The following is a 22,366-nucleotide window of genomic DNA, read 5'->3' on the forward strand; positions in this document are numbered from 1 at the left end:
TATGAAGCTCAAATTTGAAAAAAATCTCGACCACCAGTCAAAGGCAGTCAAAAATACGGTGAGTGTTTTTGATGAGTTGCACGTGCAGTTGCCTAAAAAACAAGGAGCTGAGTGTATCAACCCTAAGGTGGATAAAAATAGCTATGCTTATGAGCGCAATATTAGGGAGCTGCAAAAAGCTCAAGAAATAGACACGCGTTATTGCGATGCCCGCAACAATATTATTGATGTGATGATGGAAACAGGTACGGGCAAAACCTATACCTATACTAAAACCATTTTTGAGCTCAACAAAGCCCTTGGCATCTTTAAGTTTGTGATAGTAGTCCCTACCCTCTCTATCAAAGCGGGTACCCTTAGTTTTCTAAAGTCGGAAAGTGCACGTAGCCATTTTATGGACGACTATAGCAAAACCATTGAAGTGCATATAGTCGAAAGTCAAAAGAGTAGCAAGGGCAACAAAAGCGGCTTTCCGCCTGCTGTGCGCAGTTTTGTAGAAGCCACTGCTACACAAAACAAAATACAAGTGCTGCTCATCAATGCAGGGATGCTCAATTCGGATACAATGCAAAAAACGTTCGACCAAACCTTGTTCGACCGTTATGCGATACCCTTTGAAGCCATTGCTGCCACCGCCCCTTTCCTCATCATCGATGAACCTCATAAGTTTGCCCAAGAAAACAAAACGTGGGAAGCCATTAAAAAGATGTCTCCTCAGTTTATTTTCCGCTATGGGGCTACTTTCCCTGATAAAGAACTAAAACGCAAAACAGTATTCGGTACTACCGAAACAATTAAAATAAAAGATTACCACAATTTAGTATACCAACTCACCTCTGTCGATGCTTTCAACAGCAACTTGGTAAAAGGTGTAGTGGGGTATGTTACTGAGTTTTCAGGAAGTAACAATGCCTTGTTGCGCCTTACGGACACCGATGGCAAAGAAGCACATTTTGAGCTGATAGAAAACAATAGTCAAAAGAAAATTGTCTTAACCAAAGGCGATGATTTTGAGAGAGCTCACCCCGCAATGCACGGCTTGCAGATAGTACAACTAAATAAAACTACCGTTCTGTTATCCAATGGTTTAGAACTCAAAAAAGGCGATAAACTCAACCCTTATTCGTATTCGGAAACCTTGCAAGATAGAATGTTGCAAAAAACGATTTTCCATCATTTTGAGTTAGAACGCGAGCTGCTCTGTCGCGAAGTGCGCATCAAACCGCTCACTTTGTTCTTTATCGATAACATCGAGGAATACCGCAATACCGAAGGTCATTTGCGCAAAACGGTAGAACTCCTTATCAAAGCTGAAGCCCAAAGACGCTTGTATTCTGAAGAAAACGAGTTTTATCGCGCTTATCTACAGAAAACTATCGACAATATCGCCGGTACACACGGCGGCTATTTCTCTAAAGATAATTCGGTTAAAGATGAAGAAGTAGAAAAGGAAATCAACGAAATTTTGCACGACAAAGAAGCAATATTGAGTCTGCAAAACCCACGCCGGTTCATCTTTTCCAAATGGACGTTGCGCGAGGGTTGGGATAACCCCAATGTTTTCCAGATATGCAAGTTGCGCAGTAGTGGTAGTGAGATTAGCAAACTGCAAGAAGTAGGGCGTGGCTTGCGCTTGCCCGTGAATGAGTACGGTAATAGGGTGAAGGATAGCAATTTCTTTCTAAACTATTTTGTAGATTTCACCGAAAACCAATTTGTAGACCAATTGGTGAAGGAAATTAACGATAAATCAGGGTCTGTTTCAATTGAAACGCCGCTTGATAGTTTGAACGACGATCTTATCAGTCAAATTGTAAAACTGTATCATTTTGATGATAAAAATGCGCTTTTAGAGGAATTAGATGAACACAATGTACTCAAACGCGACAACAGTTTCAAACAAGGTGGTTTAGACTATGTACGAGCACATTTCCCCTTAGCTTTCCAAGGGGTAGATAGTAGCAAGATACGCAAGGCTACCCAGCCTAAAAGAACTATACGTATACGCGCCGATAAATACAGTAAGCTAAAAGAGTTTTGGGAGCAGCTCAACGAAAAAGCGATTTTGGAATATCAGTTCAAAAACGAACAACAGTTTCAAGATCTCTTTGTAGACTATCTCAAAAACGAAAGTCGCAGTGCTAACCGCTCTTTTGAGAAATGTACTTTAGTAGAAATTGTCAATAGAATACACGTACAAGACAAACGCGCTTATGTATCCGAAGAAAGAGCTGAATACCACGAACGCAAGCAGTCGTTTTCAACAATGAGCTATAGTGATTTCTTAAAAGAACTTTCAAAAATACTCTTTGTGAACATCAAAACCCTACACAAGGCGTTTTGCAGCACCCCTACCGACATCAATCTGTATCTAAATATAGCGACGATAAGGGCTATCAAACAAAATTTTGAGTTTTTCTTGTTAGCCAATGCCTTTACTAAATATACAGTAGGCTACCAAAAAGTCAGCAATGCGATACACCCTACCAAGCTCACTAATGCTAAGGGAGAGCCTTTAGCCGAAATACCTGCTGCTGAGGTTGGGATACTTTCCGAAAATCAAACCGTTGCTCATAACTATCTGTTCGATGAACTCTTTTTTGATTCGGAATTAGAGCGCGAAAACATCTTGCAAAATATCGATAGTGTAACCGTATTTACCAAAATACCTAAAAACTCTATCAAAATACCTGTGGCAGGAGGTAAAACCTATTCACCCGATTTCGCTTACATCGTGCAGTACAAAAACCAATCCCAACAACTGCACTTCGTGATAGAGAGCAAGAACGTACCCAATGACAACGCTTTGCGCGAAGAAGAAAAACTGAAAATAAGGCACGCTGTAACTTTCTTCAAAGGCAAAGTGAATATACATTTCAAAACCCAATTCAGCAACGACAAAATAATGACGCTCTTACAAGAAACCTATTATAACAATTAACAATTGACAATGTTTGTGTCGCTACGACCTTTGCCAAAGTCTGAAACTTTGGCAAAGTTGAAATTAGTAACTGACACTGCATACACTGCATACTTTGTTATACTTTAAGGACATTGACAAAGTAAAGAAAAATTAGAATTTATAAATATGGATATTACATTATACAATAATAAATATATTGAAAAAATAGATAAATACCCAGATATTTGTCCTCATTGTCATAAACATCAAGTGCCTAAATATATAAGTGGTTTAAAGTATACAATAGCTCTTCATGGAAATATGATAAAAGTAGTTGAAGCCTTTTTTCAATGCACTAACAGTGATTGTAATAAAGGTTTTATAGCTTATTATTGGGAAGGGTGTCTAATAGATACATCTATAGGGACTTTTGAAAAAAAAGAATTTAGCGAAATTATAGAAACAATATCTCCTCAATTCTCTATAATCTATAATCAGGCATATTTTGCTGAACAAAATAAACTTCAACAAATTACAGGCGTTGGATATAGAAAAGCATTAGAATTTCTCATAAAGGATTATGCTATAAAAAATAATCCTTCAGAAGAAGAAAGTATCAAAAAAACACCTTTAATGCAGGTTATCAACAAATATATTACAGATACTAATATTAAAAATGTTGCAACACGCGCTGTATGGTTAGGAAATGACGAAACTCATTATATAAGAGTTTGGGAAGATAAGGACTTATCTTTTCTAAAAAAACTAATTGATTTAACAATTCATTGGATAGAGGCAGAAGAACTTACAAAGACAATAATAGAAGAAATGCCTTATGGCAGATAATATAAATTATATTGAAGCTGTTTAAACTTTTTCCTATAATAAAATAAAAGTTCCCGAAAATTAGTAATTTTGTGTTTGAGAAAAAAAGAACACCAAAATTCAGGAACTTTGGGCAAAGATACAATAAATAATTGGATTATTCCCTTTTTAAGTGTAGGAAAAAGAGGATTTAAAAGTAATTTTGATTTGGCTACAATTGGATGGTAGTCATACACGTTGTCGGCAAAAAGGAGAATCTACAGGCTATCAAGCAAGAAAAAAATCCGTAACCACAAATAGCATTTTTTTGTGTGATAATAAAGGGCAAATGATAGCAATGGGGAGTATCTTGATGTAACTTGGATTGGAATGCTTTTATTAGGGTTTATCTCCAAGTTCCTAAAAAAAGTTTAAACACGTTTATTTATAAAATAGGGAGAGAGGTTATTCCTACAAGATATTTTGATGCAAAAAGTTTCTCAGGAGGAGTAGCTTTAGTTCGTCCCACTAAACTTGATAGATGGTTTGAAATAAACAAGAAAGGTGAGTGTGCAGAGTTTTGTGATGAAGCCCCAGCAGGACACCCCATAACCAAATAATTTTTAAAAATATTACAAACATGAAAAATATATTACTTTACGCTCTATTACTAACTGCTACCCTAACCTATGCGCAAGGTCTGCTACCTGAAGAAAAGGTAAAAAAAGAGCCGTCTGCCCAGCCTGTGCAACAAACAAAGAAGTACGCTTGGAAAGATAAATATTATGAAGGATTAGCAATGGTAAGATTGGATAAAAAATATGGTTTTATAGATAAAACAGGTAAAGAAGTGATTCCTATAAAGTATGATAATGCTAGGGGTTTTTCAGAAGGATTAGCTTTAGTAAAATTGAATAATAGATATGGTTTTATAGATAAAACAGGTAAAGAAGTGATTCCTATAAAGTATGATGATGCGAGGAGTTTTTCAGAAGGATTAGCAAGCGTGAGTTTGAATGGAGAATATGGTTTTATAGATAAAACAGGTAAAGAAGTGATTCCTATAAAGTATGATTTTGTTGGGGATTTTTCAGAAGGATTAGCAAACGTTAGGCTAAATAACAAATGGGGTTTTATAGATAAAACAGGTAAAGAAGTGATTCCTATAAAGTATGATCATACTTGGCTTTTTTCAGAAGGATTATCAAGCGTTCTGCTAAATAACAAATGGGGTTTTATAGATAAAACAGGTAAAGAAGTGACTCCTATAAAGTATGATGATGCTGAAAGTCCTTCAGAAGGATTAGCTGAAGTAAAATTGAATGATAAATATGGCTTTATAGATAAAACAGGCAAAGAAGTGATTCCTATAAAGTATGATGATGTTTGGTTTTTTTCAGAAGGATTAGCAGCCGTAAGTCTAAATAACAAATGGGGTTTTATAGATAAAACAGGTAAAGAAGTGATTCCTATAAAGTATGATGATGCTGAAAGTCCTTCAGAAGGATTAGCTAAAGTAAAATTGAATGATAAATATGGCTTTATAGATAAAACAGGCAAAGAAGTGATTCCTATAAAGTATGATTATGCAGAAGGATTTTCAGAAGGATTAGCAGAAGTAAAGCTAAATAACAAATGGTTCTATATAAACCAAAAAGGAGAATGTGTGAAAGACTGTAATAATGCCCCTGCCGACCACCCCATAGCCAAATAACTTTTAAAAAATATTACAAATATGAAAAACATATTACTTTACACTCTATTACTAACTGCTACCCTTAGCTATGGACAAATGAAAAGAACGACCATATCTACATTGATGCCGATAATGCTATTCACCCCATTATCAAAACAACAGTAGAAGAAGGCACTTTAAAAGTAGCTTTAAAACTGCCTAAAGGGGTAAATATGGTGCAAAGCTGAAAATGCCACTTTTGTATCAAACGGAATAGCTGATATAGAAGCATACGATTTGAAAATACAAGATGCTACTTTTGACAACTCATCAATACTAAAAGCTAAATTGTATATTAACGGCACTATACAAGGCAAATCTAATGGCTTTTTTGAATTGCGATACAAAGGGAATGCTATTAGCCGTATAGACCCCAGCCCAATGGTTAAGATTATAAAAGAAGAAAAAGAATGACACAAGAAAAAGACTTTCTAAAATACCAAGCTCCTACTTCGCCTTATCCGCGATTATTGGAAGTAGAGCGCGCCGAAGGTAGCTATATCTACACTACCGACGGTAAGAAATATTTAGATTTTGTAGCAGGAGTATCGGCTTGTACCTTAGGGCATTGCCACCCTGCAGTAGTGAAAGCTATACAAGAGCAATGCGCTACTTATATGCACGTAATGGTGTACGGCGAGTACATACAAAAGCCTGCGGTAGATTTCTGCAAGCTCCTTGCGGCACAACTACCCCCCGAACTCAACACTACCTATTTGGTAAATTCGGGTACGGAAGCCATTGAGGGGTCAGTAAAGTTGGCGAAGCGCGTAACAGGGCGCACCCAACTGATTGCTGCCAAAAATGCGTATCACGGCAACACGCAGGGTTCTATGAGCCTAATGGGCTATGAAGAGCGCAAGCGTCCGTTTCGTCCGCTCCTGCCCGATGTAGATTTTATAGAGTTTAACAACGAGGCTGATATACTAAAAATAACTGAGCGCACTGCTGGGGTAGTATTAGAAAGCATACAAGGGGGCGCGGGCTTTATAGAACCCCAAAACGATTACCTTATCAAGGTAAAACGCCGTTGCGAAGAGGTAGGTGCTCTCCTTATTATCGATGAAATACAACCAGGTTTCGGGCGCACCGGTAAGCTCTTTGGTTTTCAGAATTATGGCATCACCCCCGATATTATCGCTATAGGCAAGGGTATGGCAAGCGGTATGCCGGTGGGGGCTTTCGTATCGTCATACGAGCGTATGCAGCTATTGGCAAACAACCCTAAAATGGGGCACATTACCACCTTTGGCGGTAACCCTGTGATTGCAGCAGCCTCTTTGGCTACCCTCAACCAGCTGCTCACCACCGACCTGATGGCTCAAACTTTGGAAAAAGAAAAACTCTTCCGCAAGTATTTGCAACATCCACTTATCGAAAGTATCAATGGTCGCGGATTGATGTTGGCAGTCATTGTGAAAACTGCCGAAATCGCCGATTTTGTAGTGAATTACTGTCAGGATAAAGGATTGATAGTCTATTGGCTTTTGTTTGAACACCGTGCCGTACGACTTTCGCCTCCACTTACCCTCACCGATGAAGAAATTAAAGAAGGTTGCGATATCATTATTGAAGCGCTAAACCAATTCAATTAACAATTAAAAATAAACAAAAATGGAAAACGGAATTTATGCTAAAATAACTACTAATAAAGGCGTTATTTTACTGCGTCTTACTTACGACAAAACTCCTGCTACGGTAGGTAATTTCGTGGCTCTTGCTGAAGGAAAAATGAAAAATTCACAAAAACCATTAGGCACTCCTTATTACAACGGACTCACCTTTCACCGCGTGATTCCTAATTTTATGATACAAGGCGGCTGTCCGTTAGGTACAGGTACTGGTGACCCTGGTTATCGTTTTGATGATGAGTTCCACCCAGAATTGAAACACAACAAAGCAGGTGTCATTTCTATGGCAAATGCAGGTCCTGGCACTAATGGAAGTCAGTTTTTTATCACGCATTTAGCAACACCTTGGTTAGACAATAAACACACTGTTTTTGGTGAAGTAGTAGAAGGACAAGATGTGGTAGATGCTATTGCACAAGGTGATAAAATTGAAAAAGTGGAAATTCTAAGAGTAGGAGCAGAGGCTGAAAAATGGGATGCTCTCAAGGCTTTTGAAGATTTCAAAGCTGCAAAAGCAGCTCGTTTAGCCGAAGAAAAACGCAAAGCCGAAGAAGCCTTAGCTAAAGAAGTAATAGGCTTTGATAAAACCGACAGCGGTTTGTACTACCAAATCACCCACAAAGGCAATGGCAAAAAAGCAGTAGCTGGACAAAAAGTAGCGGTGCACTATACCGGTATGTTGTTAGATAAAACGGTGTTCGATAGCTCTCATCGCCGTAGAGAACCTTTGCAATTTACCGTAGGTGTAGGGCAAGTGATACAAGGCTGGGACGAGGGTATTTTGCTCCTCAGCGAAGGTGACAAAGCCCGCTTGGTGATCCCTTCAGAGCTCGCTTATGGCAGCCGAGGTGCTGGTGGTGTTATCCCTCCCAATGCGCCTCTCATCTTTGATGTTGAATTAGTTTCAGTAGGATAAAATAATAAAGCCAGCTTTTAGCTGGCTTTATTATTGTCTGTTATTTGTTACTTGTTAATTATCCAAAGAAGTGTAGCGCTTCAAAACTTACCAAAGTGAGGTATCCTAAAATAAATCCTAAGAGCGCTATCCATAAGATATTTTTTACGTACCAGAAGAAATTAATTTTCTCCATACCCATAGCTACAACTCCCGCCGCCGATCCGATGATAAGCAAGCTACCACCAGTACCTGCCGCATAAGCGATGAAGTGCCAAATACCGTTGTCTATTTCCTCTTGGAACATACCCATACTAGCAGCTACCAATGGTACGTTGTCTATAATAGCTGAAGCAAAACCTAAGAGTAAGATTACTACGTTTTTGCTTGGGATAGTTTCGTTGAGTGTTTGTGCAAAATTGAAAAGTGTACCAATAGTTTGCAATGAAGCTACTGCCAATAAAATACCTAAGAAGAACAAGATGCTCGAAAACTCGATACGACTCATCGCACGGTGAATACTGAATTTATCCTTATCAGTAAACGAAAGTTCGCTGATAGGTTTCAATTTTTCAGAAACAAACCACATTGTAGCCAAAGCAAAGAGCATTCCTATATAAGGAGGCAAATGAGTGATTGATTTGAAAATAGGAACAAAAATAATAGCGATAAATCCTATAGAGAGTACGGGCATACTGCTTTTGTAAGTAACGCCTTCTTCACTGTTAGAAGTATCGATTTTTCCTTTGAACACAGGTAAAAATGATGCAATGAGCAAAGGTACTACTAAACATACTACTGCAGGGATAAATACATATTCCACTAATTTAGCAGCAGTTACTTTGCCTTTCACCCAAAGCATTGTGGTAGTTACGTCGCCGATAGGTGACCAAGCACCTCCTGCATTGGCAGCAATTACAATCAGAGAAGCGTACCATATACGTTCTTTTTGGTCTGGGATGAGTTTGCGCAGAATGGTGATGAGGATAATAGTAGTAGTAAGGTTATCGATAATTGCAGAGAGGAAGAAACCGATAATTCCTATAATCCATAGGAGTTTTACCTTACTTTGGGTACGAATCAATCGTTTGATGATTTCAAACCCTCGGTGCATATCAATAATTTCTACAATGGTCATTGCACCGATTAAGAAGAAGAGAATCTCAGCTGTTTCAGCTAAGTGATGTTGTAAAGCTTTGTCGATAGCAGTAGCGTTGTTGGTAGGGTCAGAGGGTACTAATATACCATTTGATACTTCCATTACATCAATGTTAGAAACTTTTAAGAGCGTCCAACAGATAACAGCCATAGCTAAAGCCGAAATAGTTTTGTCCACCTTTATTTGGTGTTCTGTAGTAATACAAAGATAGCCAATAATGAAAATGGCAATAATCCAAGGTTCCATACAATAAATTTTATTTAAAAAAGATTAATGTGGCGCAAATATACTAAATCTTTCTATTATACGCCAAATCTTTTTGTTTAATTTTTATTGAGAAGTGATAGCTTGGTACACTACGTTTTGTATCTTTTGGCGCACTAATTTGTTAATCAGTAGTTTATTATTTGAAGAGGGGTAGGTGCGGTTAGAGAGAAAAACGATTAAAATTTCATTTGTTGGGTCAGCCCAAGCAAAAGTGCCCGTAAAGCCTGTATGCCCAAAACTGTTCATAGGCACACAACCACAAGTTGGCCCTGAGCGGCCTAATTGAGGCTTGTCGAAACCTAAACCACGACGGTTGCCTTCGTTGCAGTAGTTGCAAGTGTTGAAAAGAGCGACGGCTTGAGGTTGCAGAAACCACGTGCCCCCATAATAACCTTTTTGGAGATACATTTGCATCACTTTGGCTACATCATCGGCAGAACCAAAAAGCCCTGCGTGTCCGCCTACTCCTCCTAGCATAGCCGCACCTTGGTCGTGTACATAACCGCGAAGCACTTGGTTGCGAAAGCCTTTTTCATCTTCAGAAGGAGCAATATTTACAGGGGAAAACTTATGTAGAGGCAAGTAGGTGAGTTGGTAAGCTCCTAATCCTCTGTAAAAGTGTTTTTGTACCAACTCTTGTAAAGGCTTTTTTTCTTTCTTCTCTATGAATTTTTTGAAGTAGTAATATGGTAAATCACTGTATAAGTACTTTTTATCTTTGATGAGCTCACTCTCGTCTATACGTTTGTAAATCGTATCGGTATATCCTTCTATGAGGTACATATCTTTGGCTACTTCGGTGGGGAATTCATCGCTTTTCACAGTGCTGTAAAACGCTGTACTCGGCTTTTGTACAGAGTCTAAGGTTCTTTTAAAAAAAGGAATCCAAGCCTGAAATTGTGCGTAATGAGAGAGCACATCTTTCATCGTCATTTCAGCTTTGTTAGTGTGCTTGAGTTTAGGCAGCAAGTCTTCAAAGGTGTCTACAGGTTTGAAATCACCTTTGGTGTATAGACGCATCAGTTCGGGGAGGGTTGCTAATATTTTGGTGAGTGAAGCAAGGTCGTAAATAGTGTTATCGGTAACCTTATTAGCAGGATTGTAATCCAAAGTACCAAAGTTTTTTCGGTATACTGTTTTGCCCTTTTTGGCGACTAATATTTGGATACCAGGGGTCATTTTTTGGTTGATAGCATCTAAGGCAATACTATCAATTTCTTTAAGTTTAGCCGAATTGAGCCCTACACTTTCGGGTAATCCAAAAGCCAATCGCCCTATTTTTTGAGTACTGATGGAAGTACCTACAGGCAAATTGGGGTGAGCGGTTACGGGCAATACACCTTTGCCTTCAATGGCGCCAAAGATGAGCTGAGCCGCTTTTTCTTGAGCTACTTTGTGGTTTTGGTAAGCAAATACGATTGCCTTGATATGTGCAATATTCTTTACATTGAGCATTGCATACGGACGGGTGAAAATAGTTAATATCACTTTCTTCTTTTTGGCGATATGCTCTAACCATTTCAGTTCATTGTCACTGAATTTATAATCGTCCCAAGGAGTTTTGTCGGGTTTGTGCAAACCGATGATAATCGTATCGAAATTCTCTATCGCGTTGTAGAGTTGAGTTTCGTTTTGAGGTTCTATAAGAGTAACTTCAGCGTATTTGCGCAAAGAAGAATAGAATGTCCAACCGCTGTCGTTGCCAAATTTCACGTAAGCAATTTTGCGTTTATCGAGGTCTTTTAAAGGGAGTATATTTTCCTTGTTTTGCCCTATTGTAAGAGCGTTTTCAAAGAGTTCTTCGGTGAGCAAATCATCTTCGAGGGTGTGCAAGCCTTCAGTGATTTTTGTTTCGTCTAAGGGGGTGAAAGTAGTGAGTCCTACTTTGTATTTAGCCATCAGTATTTTTTTTACTGAGTGAGCCAAACGTTCCTCACTGATACGTTTGTTTTGGTAGGCTTTTTTCATAGCTTCAAAACCTTTGGCTACATTAGCAGGCATTAGCAAAATGTCGTTTCCAGCCAAGAAGGCTTCCACTTCCACTTCGCCTACAGGCAGATATTCCGATACACCTTTCATACCCAGCGCATCGGTGAAGATGAGTCCTTCATAGCCCATTTTCTTTTTGAGCAAATTGGTAATGATAACCGAAGAAAGAGAAGAAGGCAACCCCGCTTTAGGTTCTAAGGCAGGGACGTTTAGGTGGCCTATCATCACGCTGGCAACTTCTTTGGCAAGAACCTTAAATGGATAGAGTTCTACTTCATCCAATCGAGTGTTGGTAAATGAAATGGTAGGAAGGGTTTTGTGAGAATCTTTAGAAGTATCGCCGTGGCCAGGGAAGTGTTTGGCGCTGCCCAATACCCCCACTGATTGCATTCCGCGGGTAAAAGTGAGTCCTTTTTCGGCGACGTTTAGTTTATCTTCGCCAAAAGATCGGTTACCGATAATAGGGTTGTCGGGGTTAGTGTTGATATCAATATCGGGTGCGAAATTGAACTGCATACCTAATTGTTTGCAGTGCATCCCGATGCGTTTGCCCGTACGCTCAATAAGTGCATTGTTTTTAATAGCGCCAAGGGTCATATTCCACGGATAGGCATAGGTAGAGTCGAGGCGCATAGCAAGTCCCCACTCGGCATCCATTGCCATAAAAAGAGGTATTTTAGAGAGAGATTGGTACTCATTGGTGAGCTTTGCCTGACGTTTAGGGCCGCCTTTAGAGAAGATAATCCCACCGATGTAGTATTTTTTGATGAAGTCTTTAATTTCTTCAGCCCTTTTGGTGCCTATATGGCTTGAGTAGACTGATACCATAAAGAGTTGCCCTATTTTTTCGTCGAGAGACATCTGGTTGTAAGTATCGTTTACCCATTTTTCTTGGGCTTGAGCATCGGGAGAGCGCAACGGTGATTGAGCTACTGAAGTAAAGAAAGATACAATAAATAAAGATATAAAAATATAAGTTTTTTTCATTTTTGGTATTCTTCTATTTCTTTGCTAAGAATATCAATATAATGTTGATGTTTGGGTTTATAAATAAAATTAATATAGTGATTTCCTACTGTCTCATTGATGATTTCAGAAGTTTTTATCAATAAATCTTTAGGATTAGCTTTGATAAAAAGTGTATAAAAAAATGTTGGGGAGATAAAAATCGATTCTTACTATTTCTGTAATATATTTCTGCGTTATCACAATAATAGTATAAGATGACCTCTCTTTTTGAAAGATATTCTTCTATTTCTTTGATGATATAATTGAAAACTTTCAGTGAGTTAGTGGAAGTTACTTGCTTTTTCAAAGCTAAACTTACCTCAACTACTGGGATAGAAATATCAGAAAGAGGTTCATAAACAGAAAACACTAAAGCATACTGATTACCTTTTTCACTCTCAAAAGGTATGTTAATATTCAAGTTCAAAACTAGATTCTTTTGTATTCCTTAAAATCCATTTGCATTATTTCTTCTTTTAGTTTTTTAGATCTTTCAGCTAATTTTTCTATAAAACTCAGAAGTTTCTGATTTGGATTTTTTATAGTTACTTGCGTAGCATTATGTGTTTTTCGTGTTACTACTACTACTTGTTTTTTTGCTGTTCTCATATTTTTATTAGGTTAAAAGAATAAGAAATAAAAGGTAAGAGTAAGTTTTACTTCTTATCCCTTACCTCTTATCTATCTAAAATTCATCGATATTGTAGGCTTTGAGTTTGTTGTAAAGAGTTTTACGTGTAAAGCCTAATAATTTAGCTGCTTCTGTTTTATTGTTATGGGTTTCGTGTAAAGCCCCAATGATAAGCTCACGTTCATTTTCTTTGGTAGAGAATGAGAAGCGTTCGGTAGGGAAATGGCGAGTTTCTACAATCACAGGTTCAGGCAATTCGTTTTCGGTGATGTAATCGCCTTGAGTGAGTAGGGCAGCGCGTTTCACGGTGTTTGATAGCTCACGCAAGTTACCGCTCCAAGTGTATAGAAGCATTTTTTGTACAGCTTTTTCAGTGAATCCTTGTACATTTTTGTGAAGTTTTTCATTAGCTTTTTCCAAGAAATGTGAGGCGAATATCATCAAATCGTCTTTGCGTTCGTTAAGAGAAGGTACTTTTATAGAGAATTCGTTCAAACGGTGATAGAGGTCTTCGCGGAACTCGCCTTTGTTTACAGCAGCGAGTAAATCCTCATTGGTAGCTGCCAATACACGGATATCAACATCAATTTCTTTAGAGCTACCGATAGGTTTGATACGGCGTTCTTGGAGGGCGCGCAATAGCTGGATTTGGTTCTCGTAGCTGAGGTTACCTACCTCGTCGAGGAAGATAGTACCGCCATTGGCTTCTTCAAAGTGTCCTTTTTTATCACCAATAGCCCCTGTAAACGACCCTTTCACGTGACCGAAGAATTCACTTGAAGCGATTTCTTTAGGGATAGCGCCACAATCGACAGCGATAAACGGTTTGTTTCGGCGTTCGCTTTTAAGGTGGATAGATTTAGCAACTACCTCTTTACCAGTACCACTTTCACCCATAATAAGCACCGACATATCGGTAGGGGCTACTAAGTTGATAAATTTACTCAAGCGTTTAGAGGCAGGGCTGATACCTTCGATGTAAGGATTGTTAGCATCGGTTTCAGGTGCTTTAGTCACCTTGGCAGGGGCGCTATTATCGGTAGCTGATGAGGGAGTACTTTTTTTCGCTACAGCGATGTCTTGTTGTACGGTGCGGGTGCTGCTTTGGGCATTTTTGATAACGTTGAGTACATCTTCTTGCTGGAATGGTTTAGATATATAATCGAAAGCTCCTAATTTCATTGCTTCTACCGCAGTAGAAACCTCGGCGTAGCTGGTCATTACCACTACAGGGAGGTTAGGGAAGCTTTCTTTTACAGATTTTAGGAAATTGATACCATCACCATCAGGAAGTCTTAAATCGGTGAAAACCATACTCAGCGATGCGTTTAGGTTTTTCTCCGCTTCTTCTAACGTATAACACCCTATTACATCATATCCATTGCGTTCTAAAAAACGGCTTAACATTTTGGAAAATACTACATCATCTTCTACTAAAAGAATAGGATTCTTCATATTCGTATGTCTTTAAAATATATAAAATTAATATTTGCTTTTGTTGTTTTTTTTCTTTTATACACAAAAAGCGTGCAAATGTACAAACTTTTTCCGAAATAATTGTAATTAGTCAAAAAAAAAAGACTTCCCTATTCAGGAAGTCTTTTCCAATGCATATAATATAAATACTACTACTACTAACTCCCAAATTTGTTAGTATTTTTAAACTGGCAAAGTCTCTTCGGCAGTTTAAAAGACTATTTTTTACAATAGTTCAATAAATGATTTTGTTTAACAATTAAAATTTTAGCAATGTTTCTTTAAATGAATGTCGTTTCCCAACGATTTTAGTAAAATGAAATGAAATTTAATTTTTTTACACAATTTTGTTTTAATGATTCTTATCTAACAATGTTTCTTTTAGCAATTTTTCTCAGTAATTTAATTTTTAACCAATTTTTGTACTTATGAACAAATCATTCATTATTTAATTATGTATGCATCATAAGTGATTTCTTTTATTCACTCACGCCTTTTCTATTGAAAATATCGTGCCAAACTTGAAAATTATGTTTATAAACTCGTTAATTGCTTTTATTTCAGTGAAATATACTGTTGATAATCTGTTAATAACTATGTTGATACTTTGTTGAAAAACGTATAATTACACAGTTAAAGTGTGTAATAAGTGTGTAATTCTTGTTTACAGTTTTACAGTTTTTTGGATATTTCTCAGTACTAAAAGGTTGTATAATACCCCTAATATTAATAAAATTGTGATGGCGGCTATAAATAGTATGCTTTGTTCGCTGTTGAACTCAAAAAGGGTGTTGAGTTTTTCAGTATAGAGTTTGCGTATGTATAGACTGAGTGCTATTGCTCCTGCAACGGCTATTACTGTAACTATGCTGATGACCCATTGATAGAATCGCGCAATTTGATGGGGTTGGTAGCCTATATAATATAGATTTACTATTTGTTCTTTGTGTTTTTGAATGATTAGATTTACGCTGAGCAAGATGAAAGCAACCGATAGTACTATGATAATCAGTGCGATGCCTACTACAAAGAGCAAGGCAGAATGGAAAAAGAAACTCATTTTGCTGAGTTCTAATTCGTCTTTATTAATGGAGAGATTGTGAGTGTTAAAATATTGCAACACGCGTTCATCGGAGGGGTTTTCAAACTCTACTAACAATCGGCTGGTGTTACTCACTTCAGTTTTGCCATACTCTTTATTTGCCCAATCTAAAAAACTTTGGGGTACTAATATAGAGTTGATTTTGTTAGAAAATCCTACAATTCTGCTGGCGTAGTTGTCGTTTTTACCATTGCCGCTCACTTCTAAATTGAAACGCACTTGCGAAATAGTATTTTTAGAAAATACGGGTAGTCCTTGGCTTTCGGCAAAGCCAAAGTTATAGAGGTTTAGATAGCTCTCAGGGATGATAATAGGCACAAACCTACTGCCTTCAGTCCATTGCCAATCATCGGGTTGAACATCGAGGTATTTATCGGGGATGCTTTCAAAAAAGAGATCGGTGTAGAAAAGGGGAATATTATCGTCTTTATCAGTATAAGCACCTATTTTGAAAGTTGCAGGGGTAAAGTGTGAAACACTCTTTACAAACGGCTCTTGTTTGAGTTTTTCCATCTCGTTTTTATCGAAGTAAATACCTTCTTTATCAAGAGTCTTGAAAATGGAAATATTTTTGCTCACTACTGCGTATTTACTTGCAAATACATCGGTTTGATGCTGTAGTAACGGCTTTACATCAAAATATAACTGACAAACGGTGAGCAGTATACACACTCCTATACAAAGTGTGAGGGCATAACCTATGACTTGTGATTTAACAAGTGTGTTTTTTTGTAGTTTGTATAACATTTTTTACAATTAACAATTAACATATTTAATTTCTAAAACCTAAATTGAGTTTTTTGTTATAGTGGAAAAAGTTGTTGTCTTCCAAAGAAGTGAGGAGTAGGCTGGCGTTGCGGGCTTGTAGTTCTTCCTCTATAATTTCTCTTAGAATAGCGGTGTTGCTATCGTCTAAATGACTAAAAGGCTCATCTAATAATAGTAACTCAAAAGGCTGACACAAGGCGCGCAAAAGGGCGATGCGCTGGCGTTGCCCTAAAGAAAGTGTTTGTACCAAAGTGTCGCGTTTGTGGGAGAGCCCTACACGCTCTATGAGGCTGTTTATTTGGTCTTCAGTTTTGTAGTGGGTGAGTTTGTTTTTCAAGATGATATTCTCAAAAGCGGTGAGGGTAGGGAAGAGCCTTAAATCCTGATATACATAACTCAGTTTATCAATGCGATAGCGAAGAACTTCTTTTTTGTTAAACACCTCGTTGTAAGTAATTTTGCCATCGTAACTAAAACTTGCACCATAGATGAAATTCAAAAGTGAGGTTTTGCCTTGCCCCGATTGTGCCCTGATGAGGTAACACTGACCCTGTTCAAAAATTACTTCTGGCTGTAAATATATATCGGACGACGGTATTTCGTCGCCCGACATATAGGTGGGTTTTAAATGTTGTAGCTTAATTTTCATAGTTTATTACTTTGTCTATCGACTTGAAGAAAGTATTCAAACTGTTCTTTTCAATCCCTTTAAGGTGATAAATAAATTCAGCTGAAGAGTTGTCGATGCGTTTGCACTCTATGTTAGTGGAATGTTGGATAAATAAATCGAAAGCTAAACTGCCTTCACGGCTGTTTTTTTCTCTAATTATATCAACATACTCTTGTGGATAATCCTTAGGTTCTAAACTCATATAGAAATAGGCGAGATCTTTGCTTACGTGTTTGCCAAAATCGGACTTCACTGCGTTGTTGCTCACACCGCCTTTTAGGAATGCTTCTACACCTTTAGGAGAATTACTGCCGTAGAAAGCCTTATTGTTATAAGCAAAATAAAGCGTGAGGTCTTTTTGAAGAGGGAGTTTGTAATAACCGTTTTCTAACGCTAAGTGAGCAAGTGCTACCCCTTTGTCGAGGAGCGTTTTATCGCCTATATTGAATGAGAGTCCAAAAACAGGAAACATTCTTTCTTTTTCTACTTCTTTGTATTCATAACCATCTTCACTTTGCTCATCTTCTACCAAATCATAGCTGATATATTTTTGATTTTCAAAACCTTCAATAGCTAACACAAAGCTACCACCAAAGAAGTTGAGCACATTGTCCTTAGTAAGCCCCTGAGTGTTGAGGAGTTTCACGAGGTCGTCCTCATTGAGTTCTTTGCCAAATTGAGCTTTTAAGAACTCGTAGTAGTTTTTCACATTTACAGCGCCACCTATGGCTATAGGTAATTTTTCAGGGAAGTTTTTCAAGATATCTTTATCAAACGAGATATCGTACAAGTCGTATTTTTTTAAGAGTTTAGCTGTTTCTTGGTTGTAGATGCTATAAGTAGTGAGCTTGATATCATCTTTACCGAAATCTATAAAGCCATAGAAATAAGAGTCTTTTTGCATATTGAAGAGACTTTTGTATAAAGAAGCTGCAATTCCATTGAGGAACATACTGTCGTCTTGCATAAAGCCTCCAAAATTCAACCATACATTGATATCCTTCTGTCCGTCTAAGAAATCAGAAAAACCTTTGATATCAGTAATTTGCTCTGATTTACTTTGTTCATATAGTTTTTTAAGCACTACATCAACTCTTGTACTATAGTTGTCGTTTACAAGGAAGAGCATTTTCTTGTTGTCCCAACTGAGGGATGCTCCTTCATTAAAATAAACAATGTTTAAAGCACCTTCTTTTTTGATGTCCAACTGAAGTTTTGTAGCTTGAGAGACTCTGTTTAGCAAGTCTTTAAATTTAGCGTCATCGCTTAGTACTGCAGTTACACCTATATAAGGGTTGCGGCTATCACCTCCGTATTTTTTACTGTCGCATACAAAAAAGAAAACATTCTTTTTAAAGTCAACTCCTGAAGACTTAGGGTCTTTTAGAATTTCATTGAAAATTTTACCCATTTCCTTGTTGTCGTTGCTGATTTCCTCTTTGAGTTTTTGGAAACTCTTGAGTTGTTGTAATTCCTCTACATCGGCTTTTTGGTAAAGCGATTGCAAGTCGAATGAAACGACTACCATAGCATCTTTAGGGATTACTTTTAAGTTCTCACTTTTCTTAGAACACGAAGTAAATCCTAAGGCTAATACACCTAATAATAAAATAAACTTTTTCATAGTATTAACTGTTATTTGTTATTTGTTAGTTGAACGGTATCTCCATTTTTTAAACTTTTACTCACAACGTTATAAGGTCCTGTGATGATAATTTCGTCTTTGGCGACACCTGAAAGGATTTCGATATGCACATTGTCCTGAATGCCTGTATTTACAGCGCGAAGTTCGGCTTTACCGTTTTTGAACACGAATACCGCTTCTTGTTTTTTATCAGCGTCTTCTTTAGGCGTTTTAGGGTCGATTTCCGATTTTTTCTTTACAATAATAGCACTGATAGGAACTGCTACTATATCTTTTTTGGTTTTAGTGAGTATATCAACAGTAGCAGTCATTCCTGGGCGGAAAGGAGAATAGCCCGCGGGCTTGCCTTCTAAAAGGTCTTTGTAAGAAGTTTCTTCTATATGTATTTTTACTTTGAAGTTCGTTACTTGGTCTACACTGGTGGTAGTGTTGGCGGTGTTCGCAATATTGGTAACCCTACCTTTGAACACGCGCTTGAGGTAAGCATCGACTTCTACATTCACTGAGTCGCCTACGCTTATCTTCACGATATCATTCTCATTTACATCTACTTCTACCTCCATATTGTGAAGGTTAGCCACGCGCATAATCTCAGTTCCCGTCATTTGCATCGTACCTACTACGCGCTCGCCTAACTCTACACTGAGTTTAGAAATAGTGCCATCAGTAGGTGAGTAGATAATTGTTTTTTTGAGGTTATCTTGGGCTTCCGATACACTTGCCATCGCACTTTGTACATTGAAACGAGCCGACTCGCGAGAGGCTTTGGCAACCTCATAGGCTGATACAGCTTTGTCCCAATCGGATTTAGAGATAACGCCCTTTTCGTACAATACTTTGTTGCGTTTGTAACTCTCTTCGGCTTCTTTGAGCGTTGCGGCTGATTGTTGTAAGCTCGCACGTACGGTTTCTAAACTCGCCGCACTGCGTTTTACTACTGATTGGTAAATATCAGGATTGATACGCACCAAAAGATCGCCTTTTTTGACCATTTGCCCTTCTTTTACAGGGAGTTCTATAATTTCTCCTGATACTTCTGAAGATAGTTTGATTTCTAATTCAGGCTGTATTTTTCCTGTAGCGGATACTTTTTGGACAATAGTTGTAGGGGTAATTTTTTCTGTTTCAACAGTTAAGACATCGCTGTTACCACCAAACCAGCCTGCTTTTTTTCCGACAATTAGTACGATTAAAAGCAAGACAACGGATAAAATAATGAGTATAGTTTTTCTTTTCATAACAATCAAGTTGTTTTTCAAAGGCAAAGATAATAAAAAAATACGAATTACGAATGATGGAAAATAGTTGTAATACTATTTTTAGTTCTTACCTCGTGATTCGTCCATCGTGATTTACCTAAAAAACGTCATTTTTCCATTCTCTCTAAACGCTTCAAAAGGAACTTCAAAACCTTCTATTTTCTTGCCGTTGAGCTGAACGTATTCTACCAAGTTATCAGTACTGTTGCGAGCTACAGATTTAATTAAAAACTTTTTACCTTCAGGTAGTTGCAAAGTCACTGTTTTGAATAAAGGATTTCCTAAAATATAAGTATCGTTAGCAGGAGTTACAGGGTAAAAACCTAAGGCTGAGAACACATACCAAGCCGAAGTTTGTCCGTTATCTTCATCGCCGCAATAACCATCGGGGGTAGGGGCGTAGAGTTTTTCCATTACCTCACGCAGTTTAGCTTGAGCTTTATGAGGTTTGCCAGCGTAGTTATATAGGTAGATAAGATGTTGGATAGGCTGGTTGCCGTGAGCGTAGTTACCCATATCCATAATTTGCATCTCGCGTATTTCGTGTATGGTAAATCCGTAGTACGAATCGTCAAACAATGGTGGCATTTCAAACACTTCGTCTATCTTTTTCTCAAAAGCCTCTTTGCCCCCCATCAGTTGTATGAGTCCCTCAAAATCCTGAAATACCGACCAAGTGTAGTGCAAACTATTTCCTTCAGTAAATGCATCGCCCCATTTTAGCGGATTGAAAGGCGATTGGAACTTGCCGTCCTTATTTTTGCCCCGCATCCACTTAGTTTCGGGGTCAAATACATTTTTATAGCGTTTGGACTGTTCGTAGTATTGTTTAGCTATATCGGCTTTGCCCATTTTTTCTGCCATACGCGCAATGCAATAATCGGCATAAGCGTACTCAAGGGTGCGGGCTACATTTTCGTTAATCTTCACATCATAAGGTACATAGCCTAAACTATTATAGTAATCTACCCCTTCACGACCTACTGATTTTACTGGTCTGCCATCGTTTTGGGTAGCATTCTTTAGCATTGCCTCTAAAAGAATTTCGGCATCAGCAGCCTCTATATTTCCTTTTAGGTAAGCATCGGCAATGATAGAAGCTGAGTTTGAGCCTATCATACAATCCCTATGTCCTGGGCTAGCCCACTCGGGTAGCCAGCCCGATTCTTTATAAGCATTCACCAATCCCTTCATCATCTGTTGGTTCATTTCAGGGTACAATAGGTTAAACAGCGGAAATACAGCGCGGAAAGTATCCCAAAAACCATTGTCGGTGAACATATAGCCTTTTTCTATCTTGCCGTTATACGGACTATAATGCACCATTTTGCCTTCTTTGTTGTATTCGTAGAAAGTGCGTGGGAAAAGCAGAGTGCGGTACAAACAAGAGTAGAAAGTGCGCAAATGGTCTATATTTTCGTCTTCCACTTGTATTTTGCTGAGTTCAGTTTCCCAAAGAGCGAGAGCCTTTTGTTTTGTTTGCTCAAAAGTATCGTTGCCTAATTCTGTTTGCAAATTCAACAAAGCTTGTTCAGGTGAAATGAACGACGAAGCTACTTTCACAGTTACCTGTTCGCCTCTTTTGGTGTGGAAACCTATCACAGCTCCTGTATGTTCACCCATACTTTCAGTGTTTTTTGATAGTTTAAAGCCGTTGCCCCACGTTTGTACGCTCTCAAAATCTTTGTCGAAAGTAAGCACAAAGTAATTGTGGAAGTTCTCGGGTACTCCCCCGCTGTTGTTGCGAGCGTAGCCTATAATCTTGCGCTCTTTGGGCAATACCTGTACCATCGAACCTTTGAAATAAGCATCGAGAAGCAAATAAGCCTTATCGCTTTTGGGAAAAGTAATGCGAAACTGTGCAGCTCGTGAAGTAGGTGTAATCTCTACTGATGTATCATAATCAGCTAAATACACTTTATAGTAATGGGGTTGAGCTGTTTCTGCTTTGTGCGAAAACCACGAAGCTCGCTCTTCTTCTTTGATTTTCAAGTCACCTACTACAGGCATCAATGCAAAAGCCCCATAGTCGTTAATCCACGGACTTGGTTGGTGAGTTTGCTTAAAACCTACAAGTTTATCAGCGTGATATTGATATGCCCAGCCATCGCCCATTTTGTTCGTTTGGGGTGTCCAAAAATGCATACCCCAAGGCACAGCTATTGCGGGATAAGTATTGCCGTTAGAAAGACTAAATTTGGAATCGGTACCCATCAGAGGGTTTACGTACTGAGTATAAGAAGTTTCGGGTACAATAGGGATATCGTCTTGTTGTTGAGGTGGTTTGTTTTCTGAAGTAGGAGAGGAGCAAGCAAACAAACTCCCTAAAAAGATGGTTGAAAATAATCGTTTCATAAGGTGTTTTTTATTTGAAGGCAAAGGTAATAATAAAATTTGAATAAACAAGTTTTATAACTTACTTAAT

General features: G+C 38.1%; 16 protein-coding genes. 7 read left to right on the top strand and 9 right to left on the bottom strand.

Going from position 1 to position 22,366, the window contains the following annotated elements:
- The first annotated feature begins 1 nt into the window (after position 1).
- From I7X29_RS07410 to I7X29_RS07435, 7 genes are all read left to right on the top strand, one after another.
- Positions 2-2,941, top strand: coding sequence for a type III restriction-modification system endonuclease (locus I7X29_RS07410; RefSeq protein ID WP_198473666.1), 2,940 nt, complete (start codon positions 2-4; stop codon positions 2,939-2,941).
- A gap of 147 nt (positions 2,942-3,088) precedes the next feature.
- The gene (locus I7X29_RS07415; RefSeq protein WP_198473668.1) at positions 3,089-3,748 is read left to right on the top strand and encodes a DUF4145 domain-containing protein; all 660 of its coding nucleotides are present in this window, start codon (positions 3,089-3,091) and stop codon (positions 3,746-3,748) included.
- 598 nt (positions 3,749-4,346) lie between these two features.
- Entirely contained in the window at positions 4,347-5,420 is a 1,074-nt protein-coding gene (locus I7X29_RS07420) for a WG repeat-containing protein (protein ID WP_198473670.1), read from the top strand.
- A 21-nt stretch (positions 5,421-5,441) separates the two neighbouring features.
- Positions 5,442-5,567, top strand: a complete 126-nt coding sequence (locus I7X29_RS15610) for a hypothetical protein (RefSeq protein WP_262895893.1) — start codon at positions 5,442-5,444, stop codon at positions 5,565-5,567.
- 111 nt (positions 5,568-5,678) lie between these two features.
- The gene (locus I7X29_RS07425; RefSeq protein WP_009750791.1) at positions 5,679-5,855 is read left to right on the top strand and encodes a hypothetical protein; all 177 of its coding nucleotides are present in this window, start codon (positions 5,679-5,681) and stop codon (positions 5,853-5,855) included.
- The gene (locus I7X29_RS07430) at positions 5,852-7,036 is read left to right on the top strand and encodes an aspartate aminotransferase family protein (RefSeq protein ID WP_198473672.1); all 1,185 of its coding nucleotides are present in this window, start codon (positions 5,852-5,854) and stop codon (positions 7,034-7,036) included. The genes I7X29_RS07425 and I7X29_RS07430 overlap by 4 nt, the downstream gene beginning before the upstream one ends.
- Positions 7,037-7,055: 19 nt before the next feature.
- Entirely contained in the window at positions 7,056-7,988 is a 933-nt protein-coding gene (locus I7X29_RS07435; RefSeq protein WP_198473674.1) for a peptidylprolyl isomerase, read from the top strand.
- A 58-nt stretch (positions 7,989-8,046) separates the two neighbouring features.
- Here I7X29_RS07435 and nhaD read toward each other — a convergent pair whose 3' ends face one another.
- From nhaD to I7X29_RS07480, 9 genes are all read right to left on the bottom strand, one after another.
- A complete protein-coding gene (gene nhaD, locus I7X29_RS07440) occupies positions 8,047-9,372 on the bottom strand; it encodes a sodium:proton antiporter NhaD (protein ID WP_198473676.1) in 1,326 nt (441 codons plus the stop codon).
- 84 nt (positions 9,373-9,456) lie between these two features.
- Positions 9,457-12,369 carry a glycoside hydrolase family 3 N-terminal domain-containing protein gene (locus I7X29_RS07445; protein WP_198473679.1) on the bottom strand — a complete coding sequence of 971 codons (2,913 nt, stop codon included), beginning with the start codon at positions 12,367-12,369 and terminating at the stop codon, positions 9,457-9,459.
- 450 nt (positions 12,370-12,819) lie between these two features.
- Positions 12,820-12,999, bottom strand: a complete 180-nt coding sequence (locus tag I7X29_RS07450) for a hypothetical protein (protein ID WP_009750798.1) — start codon at positions 12,997-12,999, stop codon at positions 12,820-12,822.
- A gap of 76 nt (positions 13,000-13,075) precedes the next feature.
- On the bottom strand, positions 13,076-14,476 hold the full coding sequence (locus tag I7X29_RS07455; protein WP_009750799.1) for a sigma-54-dependent transcriptional regulator: 1,401 nt from the start codon (positions 14,474-14,476) through the stop codon (positions 13,076-13,078).
- A 685-nt stretch (positions 14,477-15,161) separates the two neighbouring features.
- Positions 15,162-16,346, bottom strand: coding sequence for an FtsX-like permease family protein (locus I7X29_RS07460; protein WP_198466287.1), 1,185 nt, complete (start codon positions 16,344-16,346; stop codon positions 15,162-15,164).
- A gap of 25 nt (positions 16,347-16,371) precedes the next feature.
- On the bottom strand, positions 16,372-17,016 hold the full coding sequence (locus I7X29_RS07465) for an ABC transporter ATP-binding protein (RefSeq protein ID WP_225879451.1): 645 nt from the start codon (positions 17,014-17,016) through the stop codon (positions 16,372-16,374).
- Positions 17,006-18,661 carry a DUF4836 family protein gene (locus tag I7X29_RS07470; protein ID WP_198473681.1) on the bottom strand — a complete coding sequence of 552 codons (1,656 nt, stop codon included), beginning with the start codon at positions 18,659-18,661 and terminating at the stop codon, positions 17,006-17,008. The genes I7X29_RS07465 and I7X29_RS07470 overlap by 11 nt, the downstream gene beginning before the upstream one ends.
- Positions 18,662-18,672: 11 nt before the next feature.
- Positions 18,673-19,920: an efflux RND transporter periplasmic adaptor subunit gene (locus I7X29_RS07475; protein WP_198473683.1), complete on the bottom strand. Its 1,248-nt coding sequence runs from the start codon at positions 19,918-19,920 to the stop codon at positions 18,673-18,675.
- Between the two features lie 114 nt (positions 19,921-20,034).
- The gene (locus I7X29_RS07480; RefSeq protein WP_198473685.1) at positions 20,035-22,296 is read right to left on the bottom strand and encodes a GH92 family glycosyl hydrolase; all 2,262 of its coding nucleotides are present in this window, start codon (positions 22,294-22,296) and stop codon (positions 20,035-20,037) included.
- Positions 22,297-22,366 lie beyond the last annotated feature (70 nt).

The organism is Capnocytophaga periodontitidis, from assembly GCF_016126015.1.
In the GTDB taxonomy this organism is placed as follows: Bacteria; Bacteroidota; Bacteroidia; order Flavobacteriales; family Flavobacteriaceae; genus Capnocytophaga; species Capnocytophaga periodontitidis.